Raw genomic sequence first — 13,293 nt, 5'->3', positions numbered from 1 at the left:
ATGAAGTTTTTGAAATTTGGTTTACTCGGTATCGTCTTTGGAATTGTAATGGCAAAATCAGAAGCTATTTCCTGGTTTCGCATTCAGGAGATGTTCCGGTTTCAGTCCTTCCACATGTATGGGATCATCGGAACGGCGGTAATATTGGGCGTCATAGGAGTTGCTCTGATCAAAAAGTACAATATAAGGGACTATCACGGTAACCCTATACAGTTCAGCCCAAAGGATAAGTCGCTTTGGCGTTACTTGTTAGGCGGATCAATATTCGGCCTTGGATGGGCTTTAAGCGGTGCCTGCCCCGGACCAATGGTAGTGAATATCGGCTACGGATTTTTGTCAATGGGCATCGTGTTTTTCTTTGCGCTGGTTGGAACTTATTTGTATGGCGTATTGAGAACTAAACTCCCTCATTAAAGACAGCTCTCTTAATAGGCCCCACACCTTTCAGTTTATTTTATTGCCTGACTAATTTATCCGGGGGAAGACCTACAATAATGATAACTTTGACAATCAAGGCAAGTATTTCCGATACTTGCATTTAATGTTATCATTTGAAATTTATGAATTCCCTCGCTGCTTTTCATTCTACGTTTGAACCAGCCCTGATTAAGGAGATGGAAGAATACGGAGAATTAAAACATTTCACTGAAGGGGAAATCATCATGGATTATGATAAATACATCCGCATGATGCCAATCATCGTGAAAGGCACTATCAAAGTGCTCCGAAAGGATGAAAGCGGAAAAGAAATACTTCTGTACTATTTAGAAAGCAGCGAAAGCTGTTCCATGGCTTACAGTTGTTGCGTGGAGGCTAAAAAGAGTGAAATTAAGGCGATCGCCGAAGATGACGTTGAACTAATTGCTATTCCGCATACAAAACTGGATGAATGGCTGTGCAAGTATCCCAGCTGGAAAAACTACATTATGCGGAGCTTCAATGAACGCTTTTTAGAATTACTTAAGTCTATCGAAAGTATCGCATTTCATAAACTGGATGAGCGTCTGATCGCCTACCTAAAAGAAAAGCAACGATTATCTGGCTCCCGCCTTATCAAGGTTTCGCATTACGTGATAGCTGATGAACTTGCTACTTCCAGGGTAGTAATTTCCCGCCTTTTAAAGCAACTGGAAAATGAGGGTAAAATCCTCCTTTACCGAAATGAAATCAAACTATTGGAAGTTTTTAGCTGAGTGTGACTAAATCTTTGTCTGCTTAATAATTAATGATGAAAATAGCAGTGTTTAGTACCTACAAGTTTGAGAGAAGCTATCTTGAAACGGCCTTGAACGGCAGTTACGATGTAAAATATATTATCACCGGCCTTTCTCCGGACACCGCAGCGCTTGCCGAAGGAACCGAGGCTGTGTCAATTTTCGTCAACGATGATGCCTCAGCAGAGGTTTTGCGGATCCTGAGTAAAATGGGAATCAAATATCTGGCGCTTCGCTCAGCTGGTTATAATAACGTAAATCTGGCCGAGGCGAGCAGACTGAATATAAAGGTCGCGCATGTTCCTGAATACTCCCCTTTTGCGGTGGCCGAACATACTGTCGCTTTGATGCTCGCTCTAAACCGGAAGCTGATTCGTGCCCACAACAGGATAATGGACCAGAACTTTTCATTGGATGGCTTAGTGGGATTTGATATGCACGGAAAGACAGTGGGTATTATTGGAGGCGGTAAGATCGGTCAGATCGTAGCAAAAATACTCTATGGCTTTGGTTGTCATATTCTGGTGAATGATAGAACAGAAAATGAGGAGTTAATCAAGAAGTACGACGCCAGATACACAGATTTCACATCGTTATGTCAGCAATCCGATATCATTACGCTTCACGCTCCTTTAACACCAGAGACTAAATATTTGATCAATGAATCTGCAATTGCCAATATGAAAAAAGGTGTAATGCTGATCAACACCAGTCGGGGTGGCCTGGTTAACACAATGGACGTAATAAATGCACTTAAATCAGGGCAGGTCGGGCATGTGGGGTTGGATGTGTATGAGGAGGAAAGCAATCTTTTCTTCGAAGATCATTCCGAGGATATTTTAAATGATGATGTGATTGCCAGGCTAATAACATTCAAAAACGTTTTAATAACCAGCCATCAGGGTTTTCTTACAGATACCGCCTTAAAAAATATCGCCGAAACCACTGCCTACAATCTGGATTGCTTCAGCAAAAATGCATCATGTCCAAATGCGCTATAGGTCAGCCCGGATTTAACTTCATTCTGCCATCAATATGGGGCAAAGGCGTTATTGATGACGTCTGTCATCTAAGGAACTGACGACAGTTGAAAATAAAAATTTCTTTTTTATTTAATTAGTTAGTCAACCAAGTCTGACACAGCGAATAGTCTTGATTTGACGAAGGAGCATTATCTTTCAGAAAAATGCGTTATGTTTTGTATAATAATTGCCTTAATATTTCTGCTTATTATCGGTTGGCTGTTGCTGTCGCCGATTGAAATGGATATCGATACCAGGGTTCCGCATGCGTATTTCAATTGGGTTACTATAGGCAAAGCGCTGGTTATCTATGAGAACGAAGACTGGTTTCTGAAGGTTCGCATATTCATGTTTCATAAAGAATGGTCTCTCAGCAGAACGCTTTTAGATCAACCCAGGAAGAAAAAAATTAAAAGGAAAAGCATTCCAAAGAAAAGCAGGAAAGGTGGAAGCGGTTCAAAAATCCCCTGGCAGCGTTTCTTAAAAATGTGTTTAACATTTCGCGTAACAGAGTGGCAATTAGCGCTTGATGCTAACGATCATTTTAGACATCTCTTCCTGTATCCATTCAACTTCTTCCCACACATCGGGAAACACTTTTATATAAATTTTGAAGACCAGACTTACTTTTTTATAAGAATGAAAAATCAACCATGGCGGCTGTTATACGCCTGGATAAAATGAATTTGTAAACCTTAATAAAAAACACCATGGCAATCAATTATGAAGAAGCAGTAAAACGTCTTACTGATTTTTTGGCAAATGAAGCAAAAACTGAAACAGTGGTTGGACAATCGTTTCAGTTGGGGGAATTCACCTGTGTACCAGTGATTAAATTCGGCATTGGCATTGGATATGGCGGCGGTGAGGGCCACGGAGACAATCCGGGAAAGGGTAAAGGTGAAGGAACCGGTATTGGCGGTGGCGGTGGCCTGGGAGTAGCACCTATAGGCTTCCTTGTTACCAGAGCTGACAAGATCTCCTTCATTTCAACCCATACGAGCAGCGGATTAGGCGCAGCCTTTGAAAAGGTGCCCGAGCTTTTCGAGAAACTTATGGATAAGCAAAAGCAAAGAGCGGATAACGGTCAATAAGAGGGTACAGCGGCTGGGTGATATAGGCATTTAAATTATTGGTATTCGCGATTAACTTATAAAATCGTCACCCGTCCTCAAATGTTTCTGAACAAGCATCCAAGCTGCGTTTAATTTGATATAATAGCTGATGAAGAAGGCATATTCAAAGCTGACAATATGCCAACACATTCCCATGGCAGAAAGAAACCTGAGTGAGGTTATTTTATGTTTTTGTTAAGTAAATCCAGTAAGGCAAAAAGAACAGACAGAGGATGAAAAAAAGCCAGATACTTCCAGATAAGATATCGTATTGGTTAAAAAGACTCGTCCAGGATTGTTTTAAGATCCTGCCTAACAAAAATTCGAAGATAACCGTTAAAATAACCCAGATCATTCCGATTAAAAAGCATCCGTTGCATTGTTAATTTTAAGAAAAGGATATATAAACCAGACATAGAGCGAAATGAGTAATGTTAGCGTGGACAGCTGTTGCGTAGGGAGTTCCGAAAGCTTCTTGGTTAGTACTGTTTCCCGAAAGGCCGCATTTGCGAATGCGACCACGATCATTGGGAGCCAGAGCAGGAAACAACGGAGGATCATTAGCTTCGCCAATTTAATTAATACTTGTATAACGCAATTTACCCGGGTGATCTACTGAAGCCTTGCTTAACTTAGCCGGAAAAATGAATAAAATAACATCCTCTCCGGACAATTTCTAACATTCCAATAATTAAGAGTTTCAACTCGATTCCCCCGGAGGTCGCATCTGGTGAGAGTAAACATGGACGCTTCCGTGCGATTCGACAAGTTTGGTCAAGGTGTCATCAAAGTGCTTTTCATCAATTAACAGATCTTGCATCCTTCCAGCAAGGTGTTCATCATGTAACAGCCTCGCATAAGAAGCAATTATATCGTAGCCGGTCATCTTATAATGACACATTGTTTTCAAGTAGACAATTATGGCCGCGTCAGCTGTCTCAATGTCTTTGATGCGCCCCATAAGTTCATAAAAGTCCAAACTAATACCGTCAACAGCAAAGGATACCCGAGTAAAATCATAAGATTCAGATATTCCCTGGAGGATTGGTTGAAGTTCTGCGATGTGCTGGGTGCAGAGGAATTCCGACCGGGCAATTGTTTCTTTTAATCTATCTGAAGTTTCCGAATACTCCCCGGATGTAAAGGAGCTTAACAAAGCTTTTTCTGTTTCAAGCAGGCCCTGCAAATACCAGGTTAGCAGTTGCCTCAATGTATAAATAACTTCCATTTTCAAAGATTATATCCATAAAGTTTGGAATGGTCTTTACATAAATATGCGAATCAATTGACAATTTAATGCTGACAGCTATTAATAAGTTATCTGATTTTGATCAAACTTAGTGATGAATTTGATGTATGACGAAGGTCAGTAAATCCGCTAACCAGCATCATCGAAATACTTGTCCTCTCCCACTATCTTAAATTATAATTAGGAAACCATGGAAAAGATCATAGCAGCTTTCGATGGGCTACAATATTCGAAAAGCACACAACAGTATGCTTTGGAGCTGGCCTGCAATATTAAAGACAGAATGTTGACCGGTGTATTTATGGATGATTTTACCAGACATAACTTCCGGCTTTTTGATATGGTCGGGAGCCAGGGTGTGCCTTCGTACTTAGTAGAAGAGCTTATGGAAAAGGATAAGGAAACTCGCAAAGAGTCGGTAAAAACCTTTATAAATGCTTGTACTCATGCAAAGGTAGAAACTATGATTCATCACGACCGAAGTATTGCAATACACGAACTGGTTAAGGAAAGCATTTATGCGGATCTTCTGATTATCAGCCAGGATGAAAAAATGAATCATCTGGATGAGGCTAAACCTACCCAGTTCATTCGTGATGTATTGATGGACGTGCAGTGCCCGGTCATACTGGTACCGTCCACTCATCATCCAATCGAAAAAGTGGTGATACTTTATGATGGTGAACCTTCGGCAGTTTACGCCGCGAAAATGTTCAACTACCTTTTACCTGAGTTTAAAGAAATGCCCCAGGAGATCGTCTATGCCAAAGATTATGAGCAGGATGACTCATCCATTATGGATCAAAGGCTAGTCAAAGAATTTATACGTTCACATTACCCTACTGCCAAAACAAAAATATTGAAAGGTGATCCTGAGGCGGAACTGGTCGATTATTTGGAAGAACAACATCAGGCGATTGTCGTTTTAGGTGCCTATCGCAGGGGGATGGTATCCAGATTTTTTAAACCCAGTATGGCAGATGTATTAATGAAAAATACGAAGTCACCTTTATTTATAGCTCATCATAAATAATGGGCAGTTGTTGATACTATCACATTTATTCGTCACATTAATCGTTCAGCACTATTCCAGGGTTGAATCCCTATGACAGCATCAGGATTATGTGAGGGCCCTTAGTTTTTGCTCATTTAATACTAGAATATCCCCGTCAGAAATTTCAATCAGCTTTTCTGTCTTAAAATCTTTTAGCGTCCTTATCATCGACTCCTGGGCAGAGCCTACAAAATTGGCCAGGTCTTCCCTGGAAATTTGAATGATAGGTTTACCATTTCGTTGATCCTTAAACTTATCGATAACATCAATGATTCCCGTCGCAACTTTCTTTCTAAGGGAATTGTAAGCCATATTGATTAGCCGCTCGGTTTTCTGATGCACGTTCTGTGAAAGGAGTAAGATGAATTTTCGGGCCACATCATGATTATTATAAATTAATTGAATAAAGTCGCCTTTTGGAATCAGCATTAGTTCTGCATCCTCCAGTATTTGAACCGTCTCAGTATAGTCGAACTGTTCAAGTATAGCCGAATATCCAAAAAAGTCTCCTTTACTGTAAATATTCGTAATTAATTCTTTTCCCTGGTCGTTGATCATGTATTCCTTGACCTTTCCCCTATTTACAAAGTATACTGTCGTCGGACGTTCACCGGCCGAATATAGCAGGTGCTTTTTCTTATAGGTGCGCACATCACGCTCTGTAGATACCAGGTTAAAGTCGTCGGAACGATTAATTTCCTGGATGAATGATGAGATCCCGTTTTTATCATAGGACACATTTCGTTTAAGGATCTCAGCTTTGCGCAGCCGGACCTCAAGAATGTTCAAAAGCTCTGCTTCATTGAAAGGCTTGATCAGGTATGCATCGGCTCCCATACCTAAAGCTTTATGCAGGTCTTCATCTCCGGCTTTCCCGGTTAAAAAAATAAAGGGTATAGCAAAAGTATCCGGGTGCCGGCTTAATACATGGATGACACCATAGCCATCCAGTCCAGGCATCACCACATCGCAGATTATCAGATCCGGCCTTTCCTTTAGAGATTTCTCAATGCCGCTCTTGCCGTTATCAGCAATGATTACCTGGTAGTTAGATAGCTGTAGAATTTCGGCTATATTTTCCCTGAATTCCGGATCATCTTCGATTAATAATATTTTCTTCATCCTGCACGGGAGTTAATCCTTGGTAGATATATTTAAGTTACCTATTTATCTGATTAAAATCAATGTACAAACTGACAAAAATCAAATATCAATATCATCGGCAAGCTTAGTTTTATTTAAAAAGAGATGGGGACCGATTTACAAATACAGAGAAATGTAACCGCTGAACTTGAGTGGGAGCCAAGGTTAAATGCATCGGAGATTGGAGTATCTGTAAGGCATGGCATTGTCACCTTAAGTGGAGTTGTGAATTCGTATTCAGAAAAATTAGCCGCTGAAAAGGCAACAAAGCGTGTTAAGGGTGTTAGAGCCGTAGCAGAAGACATTGCCGTTCGTGGCGTTAGTTCAAAAAACCTCACTGACACCCAGATTGCCGAAAGTGTTTTAAGAACCCTTGATTGGAATACTTCTATTCCTCATGACAGACTTTCAGTACGTGTGGATGAAGGCTGGGTGTATTTAGAAGGTGAAGTTGACTGGATATATCAGAAGGAAGCTGCGGAACAATATATTAGCGAGTTACGGGGAGTAACCGGTATTAGCAACGGCATTACTGTGAAACCTACAACAAATGAGGATGTCATAAAAGCAAACATTCACAAGGCCCTGGAAAGGTGTGCAGACCTCGAAGTCGATCGTATTTTGGTGAAGATCGAGGGACATAAAGTCATTATAAAAGGAACTGCACGGTCATGGAATGAGCGTACCACGATAGAACGTGCGATTGCCTCAGCTCCTGGGGTATCGGAAGTAGAGGACCAGTTAGCAGTTGTTTATTAAATTATCAAAACATTTTTTCCTTTAGTTCTTGTTGGTTCTGATTGCTAACGCCGGTCAATTTTTAGCTTTGTTGGTTTCATAAGGGTTCACCTGTATGCGCGGACTCACCCTGTTTATATTTTCAATGCCATTGATCAGGGCATCAGGATTAAACGAGATACTGTCAATACCACATTCCACCAGGAAACGGGCGAATTCCGGTGAATCGCTTGGGGCCTGACCACATAACCCAATTTTTTTATTATGCAGCAAACATTTTTCTATCATTTGCCTGATAAGCATTTTTGTAGCATCATTCTCTTCATCGAAAATCTCCTGAAGGATAACAGAATCCCGATCGATTCCTAAAGTCAGTTGCGTAAGATCGTTCGATCCTATGGAAAAACCGTCAAAAGTTGTTGCGAATTCTTCCATCAGTAAAACATTGCTTGGTATTTCGGCCATAACATATATTTCCAGGCCATTAATACCTTGTTGCAAACCGGACAGCTTCATGATATCAACCACCTTCCTACCCTCCTCAGGTGTCCTGCAGAACGGGATCATCAGCTTAACGTTTTTTAGTCCAATGTCATCGCGAACCTGCTTCATCGCAAGGCATTCCAGCTGGAAACCATCTTTATAAAGCGCGTGGTAATACCGCGATGCACCTCTAAAACCGATCATCGGGTTTTCCTCTTTCGGTTCAAATCGTTTGCCGCCAATCAGATTTGCGTATTCATTGGTCTTAAAATCACTCATCCGGACGATCACATCTTTGGGATAGAATGCTGCTGCAATGGTTGCCACCCCTTCAGCAAGCCTATCGATAAAATATTGCTTTTTATCGCTGTAATGATGGGTCATCTGTTCGATGATATCTGTTTCAGCACGATCTTCAAGCTCATCAAAGTTGACTAAAGCCATTGGGTGTATTCTCACATAGTGACTAATGATAAACTCGATCCTCATTAATCCGATACCGCAATTAGGATACGCGGCAAGCTCAAAAGCTTTATCCGGCTCTCCCAGGATCATCATAACTTTCGGACGATCTGGCAAGCGGATCTTTGCCGGATCAATCTCTGTTTCCTTCCAGTCGAGGTGCCCCTGATAAATATGGCCGGTTTTCCCCTCGGCGCAACTAACGGTGATCAAATCACCATCCTTTACTTTCTCAGTGCCATTTCCGGTGCCAACAATTGCAGGCACACCCAATTCACGGGCTACAATTGAAGCATGACTGGTGCGTCCGCCGCGGTCTGTAATTATCCCGCCAACCTTTTTTAATATCGGGTCCCAATCCGGACTTGTTGTACTCGTCACCAGAATATCCCCCATCTGCAAAGAAGAAGCCTCCTCCGGCGAGGAGAGCAGACGGGCATAACCCGCCACGATCTTGCTCCCTATTGCTTCGCCCTGACAAAGAACACTTCCCTTTGTAATCAAGTCGTATTTAATTAGAGCAGCGCCCTTCCGGTTACTATGCACAGTTTCCGGCCGGGCTTGAATGATGTAAAGTCCATCGGTTTCCCCGTCCTTAGCCCATTCGAAATCCATGGGTCGCTTGTAATGATCTTCAATGATCAATGCCCAGTTGCCAAGCGTCGTAATTTCCTGATCTGAGAGAACATACTGCTGTTGCAGGTTAATTGGAGTTTCCAGGTTTACGGTAGAAAGTTTAGTCAGTGACTCTCCATGAGAGTAAATCATTCGTTTGCTTTTGCTACCCAGGTTTTTTTGAATAATTGCTCTGTTGCCAGATCTGAGACTGGGCTTGAACAACAGAAATTCATCTGGAGTAACTGTGCCCTGGACGATATTTTCCCCAAGGCCCCATACACCTGCCAAATGTATTACGTCTCGGAATCCTGACTCAGGCTCTAACGTAAACCCGATACCAGAGCAAGAGAGATCTGACCTGACCATATGCTGTATTCCCACTGATAAGGCTATTTTTCGGTGATCGAAATGATTATCCTCACGGTATTTGATAGCCCGGTCAGTATACAAAGATGCGAAGCACTTCTTCACTGCTGATAAAAGCGCCTCTTTGCCGCTAATATTTAGAAAGGAGTCATGTTGCCCCGCAAAACTGGCTTCCGGCAGGTCTTCACATGTTGCACTGCTTCGAACGGCAACGCTGGAATGTCCGTTCGCTCTTAAATGTGAATACTCTTCGAGGATAGCGTATTTCAGAACTTCAGGGATTTCGCCGGACAATATCAGCTGACGTGCCTGGTCGCCAATTTGGTGGAGATTTACATAATTTTTACGATCAAGCCGATCCAGCAACTCCAAGACTGGCCCTTCAAGCTTATTATGGTCAATGAAATATTTGAAACCCGATGACGTAACAGCAAAGCCGTTCGGGATCGAAATTCCCTTAGAACGAAGTTGTGTATACATCTCACCAAGCGATGCATTCTTTCCTCCTACCAGATTAATATTATCAATGCCGATCTCCTCAAATTTTAATATGTACCTGTCCATACCCAGAATATTTCGGGAAAGTTCGATAATTCGAATAGGCTTGCTTATGATTGATGTTAGATCTGAGCCTGATTATAATCAGTTAGGCCATAGACTGTGCCGATGCCAGGATCTGACCTATTTGGTTTGGCAGTTGTGTATGATGATCACTTGTTTAAATCCGACTTAGAACAACGTTGAACCCTATAAGTATCTTGCAGGAAGTTGAAGTTTACTCGCGCCGGTCGGAATGATTATCACACCTTCTTTACAGTTCGTCTAACTTATCCAAAGCTTATTAGTGTTAACTTTGAACTGATAAGATACTTAGAGATATAGAATTGCAGATCAAAGAACAGATATCGGTATTTGATATTTTCAAAATAGGAATAGGCCCTTCCAGTTCACATACCCTGGGTCCATGGCGGGCGGCTCGACGCTTTCTGACCGGATTGGCGGAACAACAGGTTCTTCAGTTGGTAATCCAGGTAAATGTTCAGTTATATGGCTCGCTAGCTAAGACTGGTGTAGGTCATGGAACCGACATAGCGGTTATGCTGGGCCTGAGCGGGGATGATCCGGTTACCTTTGATCCGGATCAGGTAGATCCAAAGATGGCGGGTATAAAACATAATCAACAGATTGCGTTGGCCGGCAAGTATTTTATTCAATTCAACCCCGCAGAAAACATTGTATTCCGGTTTTTTGAAAGTCTTCCTTTTCATCCCAATGCGCTTACGTTCGAGGCTTTCCTTGATAATGGCCAATTGATATCCGAAACATGGTATTCAATAGGTGGAGGCTTTGTGGTGAAGGAAGGTGCTGATAACAGTACTCCGAACCAGATTATGCTCCCTTATCCAATAGAGAAAGCCGCAGATCTGTTAAATTGGTCTAAACAAACCGACTGTAAAATATCGGAAGTAGTGATGCAAAATGAACTTGCCTGGCGTACAGAATCCGAAATAAAGAAGGGCTTGCTCGAGATCTTTTCAGTAATGAAACAATGTGTTTTCCGGGGATGCCATACGCCGGGTCACCTTCCGGGGGGATTGAATGTGTTACGCAGGGCTGCCGCGATAAACTCCAGCCTGTTGAAATCCGTTGAATATCATACGGCTGAAGATTGGCTTCTTGCCATACGGAAAACCGGCAATGATTTCCAGAATATATTAAGCTGGGTAAGCTGCTTTGCGCTTGCCGTCAATGAAGAGAATGCAGCTTTCGGGCGGGTGGTAACTGCACCCACTAACGGAGCTGCAGGCGTTATTCCGGCAGTTCTATTCTACTATCTCATTTTCCACGATGCAGCGGATGAAGATCAGATCATTCAGTTTATGCTGACGGCAGCTGAAGTGGGCAGCATTTTTAAAAAAGGTGCAACAATATCTGCCGCGATGGGTGGCTGCCAGGCAGAGATTGGGGTTTCATCTGCAATGGCAGCAGCAGCTCTAACCGAGTGTTTGGGTGGTGATCCGCGTCAGGTTTTAATGGCTGCCGAGATAGCTATGGAACATCATCTTGGTTTAACTTGCGATCCGATCGCCGGTTTGGTACAGATTCCATGCATCGAAAGAAATACCATGGGGGCAATTAAGGCAATCACGGCTACTCAACTTGCTCTCAGAAGTAATCCGGACTTTGCAAAGGTTAGTCTGGATGCGGTGGTTAATACTATGTGGGAAACGGCTCTGGATATGAATGTAAAGTATAAAGAAACATCCGATGGAGGTTTGGCGGTGAATATCCCTGTTAGTCTTCCGGAATGTTAAGTTAGCTTTTTCAGCTATCAGTAATCAGTTGCAAGCGACAGAAATAGCGTTCAGATGAACAATAAGTCTAGTACCGTGTTGTTTCTATTAATAGCTGAAGATCTATCCAAATGTCTGCAAGTACTTTTACCCTCCTTATTGATGATGAACTGGTCAGGTTCGAAAAGAACCGTGTCATTTCTGTAGAGCCTTATGAATTTGGTACGAAAATTACTTTAGAGGCGTCTCACACCTCCGAAGAACCTATCATCTACTTCACCCGGGAAGAATACCCGCAGGTTATGAAATCCTATCTTTCGTAGGATACAAAACATGTTATAACAATCGCAAACCCAATACAAGTTGGCATTAGGTGACTCTATAATTCCGAGTTATCTCTGAAAAGACAATCCTCTTTTTAACCAAAGTTAAAAATCGCCACAGTTTGCACGAGTTGTGACCTGGTCACCGATGGACCTTCAAAAAGACAGGTTAGAAAATCGTTAAATATTCATTAATAGCTCGCTGAGGAATGCTAGTAGTTTCTTTGTAATATATTACTAGCAAACTACTAGGAAACTACTAGCAAACTACTAGGAAACTACTAAGAAACCAGACGGAGTTTGAACGCGGACTGTAGGTAGAACCGACCTGGTGTCACCTTCGGGAAGAATCCTTATTTTTACGTCAAAAATGAATATATGCCAGCCAATATAGCGCCGCCTTACGCCCTTACTCCTGCAACTGCTTTTGAAAGACTTTTAACCGTGATGGATACTTTGCGAGAGCAATGCCCATGGGATAAAAAGCAGACAATGCAGACTCTGCGTCACTTGACCATTGAAGAAACCTATGAACTGGCCGATTCAATATTGGACGGCGATATGCAGGAGATTAAAAAGGAGATCGGAGATATTATGCTGCACCTGGTTTTTTACGCCCGCATTGCTTCCGAAACGAATGACTTTACAATCGTGGATGTTTTGAATAGTGTTTGTGAAAAATTGATTCACCGTCATCCGCATATTTACAGCGATACGGTTGTCGAGAATGAGGCTGAGGTTAAGCGTAACTGGGAGCAACTCAAGCTAAAGGAAGGCAATAAATCCGTTTTAGAAGGTGTACCTATGTCCTTGCCAGCTTTAGTCAAAGCTTCGCGCATTCAAGAAAAGGCACGTGGTGTTGGCTTCGACTGGGAAGAAAAATCGCAGGTCTGGGAAAAGGTTGAAGAGGAAATGCGGGAATTCCGCGATGAATTTAATGTTGCCGATGATACGGCCCTAGATCAGGAGAAAGCGGAAGCAGAATTTGGTGATCTTTTGTTCTCTTTGATTAACTATGCCCGGTTTATGGACATCAATCCGGAAGATGCCCTGGAAAAGACCAATAAAAAATTCATCAAACGGTTTCAGTACCTGGAGGAAAAAGCAAAAGCGGCAGGTAAAAAACTGAAGGACATGAGCCTCACAGAAATGGATATCTACTGGAACGAGGCAAAAACGCTTTAAGTCGCTCCATTCATATTCTCATTCATT

The 13,293-nt window shown here is 42.2% G+C and carries 13 protein-coding genes; 10 read left to right on the top strand and 3 right to left on the bottom strand.

The features are described from left to right. The 5 genes from AC1MCB_RS03195 (at nt 1) to AC1MCB_RS03175 (ending at nt 3,330) form a co-directional block, all read left to right on the top strand. On the top strand, nt 1–414 hold the full coding sequence (locus tag AC1MCB_RS03195; RefSeq protein WP_479967303.1) for a DUF6691 family protein: 414 nt from the start codon (nt 1–3) through the stop codon (nt 412–414). A gap of 146 nt (nt 415–560) precedes the next feature. Next, on the top strand, nt 561–1,193 hold the full coding sequence (locus AC1MCB_RS03190; RefSeq protein WP_479967302.1) for a Crp/Fnr family transcriptional regulator: 633 nt from the start codon (nt 561–563) through the stop codon (nt 1,191–1,193). A gap of 32 nt (nt 1,194–1,225) precedes the next feature. Next, nucleotides 1,226–2,215 (top strand): 2-hydroxyacid dehydrogenase, encoded by a 990-nt coding sequence (locus tag AC1MCB_RS03185; protein ID WP_479967301.1) that lies wholly within the window; start codon nt 1,226–1,228, stop codon nt 2,213–2,215. 192 nt (nt 2,216–2,407) lie between these two features. Then, nucleotides 2,408–2,920, top strand: a complete 513-nt coding sequence (locus AC1MCB_RS03180; protein WP_479967300.1) for a hypothetical protein — start codon at nt 2,408–2,410, stop codon at nt 2,918–2,920. A gap of 26 nt (nt 2,921–2,946) precedes the next feature. Beyond that, nucleotides 2,947–3,330, top strand: coding sequence for a GerW family sporulation protein (locus tag AC1MCB_RS03175; RefSeq protein WP_479967299.1), 384 nt, complete (start codon nt 2,947–2,949; stop codon nt 3,328–3,330). A gap of 721 nt (nt 3,331–4,051) precedes the next feature. Here AC1MCB_RS03175 and AC1MCB_RS03170 read toward each other — a convergent pair. Next, nucleotides 4,052–4,579 (bottom strand): DUF892 family protein, encoded by a 528-nt coding sequence (locus AC1MCB_RS03170; RefSeq protein ID WP_479967298.1) that lies wholly within the window; start codon nt 4,577–4,579, stop codon nt 4,052–4,054. 211 nt (nt 4,580–4,790) lie between these two features. Here AC1MCB_RS03170 and AC1MCB_RS03165 point away from each other — a divergent pair, with 211 nt between their 5' ends. After that, nucleotides 4,791–5,633 carry a universal stress protein gene (locus tag AC1MCB_RS03165; RefSeq protein WP_479967297.1) on the top strand — a complete coding sequence of 281 codons (843 nt, stop codon included), beginning with the start codon at nt 4,791–4,793 and terminating at the stop codon, nt 5,631–5,633. Nucleotides 5,634–5,720: 87 nt separating this feature from the next. Here the strand turns inward: AC1MCB_RS03165 and AC1MCB_RS03160 are convergent, their stop codons facing one another. Then, nucleotides 5,721–6,776 carry a response regulator gene (locus AC1MCB_RS03160; RefSeq protein WP_479967296.1) on the bottom strand — a complete coding sequence of 352 codons (1,056 nt, stop codon included), beginning with the start codon at nt 6,774–6,776 and terminating at the stop codon, nt 5,721–5,723. Nucleotides 6,777–6,902: 126 nt separating this feature from the next. Between AC1MCB_RS03160 and AC1MCB_RS03155 the strand changes: the two genes are divergently transcribed. After that, nucleotides 6,903–7,556 (top strand): BON domain-containing protein, encoded by a 654-nt coding sequence (locus tag AC1MCB_RS03155; RefSeq protein ID WP_479967295.1) that lies wholly within the window; start codon nt 6,903–6,905, stop codon nt 7,554–7,556. A 54-nt stretch (nt 7,557–7,610) separates the two neighbouring features. Here the strand turns inward: AC1MCB_RS03155 and ppsA are convergent, their stop codons facing one another. Further along, a complete protein-coding gene (gene ppsA, locus AC1MCB_RS03150) occupies nt 7,611–10,028 on the bottom strand; it encodes a phosphoenolpyruvate synthase (RefSeq protein WP_479967294.1) in 2,418 nt (805 codons plus the stop codon). Nucleotides 10,029–10,348: 320 nt separating this feature from the next. On the opposite strand from ppsA, the gene AC1MCB_RS03145 reads away from it, so the two are divergent. The 3 genes from AC1MCB_RS03145 (at nt 10,349) to mazG (ending at nt 13,266) form a co-directional block, all read left to right on the top strand. Continuing rightward, nucleotides 10,349–11,779, top strand: coding sequence for an L-serine ammonia-lyase (locus AC1MCB_RS03145; RefSeq protein WP_479967293.1), 1,431 nt, complete (start codon nt 10,349–10,351; stop codon nt 11,777–11,779). A gap of 110 nt (nt 11,780–11,889) precedes the next feature. Next, nucleotides 11,890–12,081, top strand: coding sequence for a hypothetical protein (locus AC1MCB_RS03140; protein WP_479967292.1), 192 nt, complete (start codon nt 11,890–11,892; stop codon nt 12,079–12,081). A gap of 378 nt (nt 12,082–12,459) precedes the next feature. Further along, complete coding sequence (gene mazG / locus AC1MCB_RS03135; protein ID WP_479967291.1) at nt 12,460–13,266, top strand: nucleoside triphosphate pyrophosphohydrolase; 807 nt, start codon at nt 12,460–12,462, stop codon at nt 13,264–13,266. Nucleotides 13,267–13,293: the final 27 nt, after the last annotated feature.

The organism is Daejeonella sp. AP26 (assembly GCF_056680515.1).
This window is presented reverse-complemented; position numbering and strand designations above follow the sequence as displayed.

Bases quoted from the DNA above. Each gene is read 5' to 3' on its own strand.
- AC1MCB_RS03195 (WP_479967303.1), top strand. From the start codon at position 1: ATGAAGTTTTTGAAATTTGGTTTACTCGGTATCGTCTTTGGAATTGTA.
- AC1MCB_RS03190 (WP_479967302.1), top strand. From the start codon at position 561: ATGAATTCCCTCGCTGCTTTTCATTCTACGTTTGAACCAGCCCTGATT.
- AC1MCB_RS03185 (WP_479967301.1), top strand. From the start codon at position 1,226: ATGATGAAAATAGCAGTGTTTAGTACCTACAAGTTTGAGAGAAGCTAT.
- AC1MCB_RS03180 (WP_479967300.1), top strand. From the start codon at position 2,408: ATGTTTTGTATAATAATTGCCTTAATATTTCTGCTTATTATCGGTTGG.
- AC1MCB_RS03175 (WP_479967299.1), top strand. From the start codon at position 2,947: ATGGCAATCAATTATGAAGAAGCAGTAAAACGTCTTACTGATTTTTTG.
- AC1MCB_RS03170 (WP_479967298.1), bottom strand. From the start codon at position 4,579: ATGGAAGTTATTTATACATTGAGGCAACTGCTAACCTGGTATTTGCAG.
- AC1MCB_RS03165 (WP_479967297.1), top strand. From the start codon at position 4,791: ATGGAAAAGATCATAGCAGCTTTCGATGGGCTACAATATTCGAAAAGC.
- AC1MCB_RS03160 (WP_479967296.1), bottom strand. From the start codon at position 6,776: ATGAAGAAAATATTATTAATCGAAGATGATCCGGAATTCAGGGAAAAT.
- AC1MCB_RS03155 (WP_479967295.1), top strand. From the start codon at position 6,903: ATGGGGACCGATTTACAAATACAGAGAAATGTAACCGCTGAACTTGAG.
- ppsA (WP_479967294.1), bottom strand. From the start codon at position 10,028: ATGGACAGGTACATATTAAAATTTGAGGAGATCGGCATTGATAATATT.
- AC1MCB_RS03140 (WP_479967292.1), top strand. From the start codon at position 11,890: ATGTCTGCAAGTACTTTTACCCTCCTTATTGATGATGAACTGGTCAGG.
- mazG (WP_479967291.1), top strand. From the start codon at position 12,460: ATGCCAGCCAATATAGCGCCGCCTTACGCCCTTACTCCTGCAACTGCT.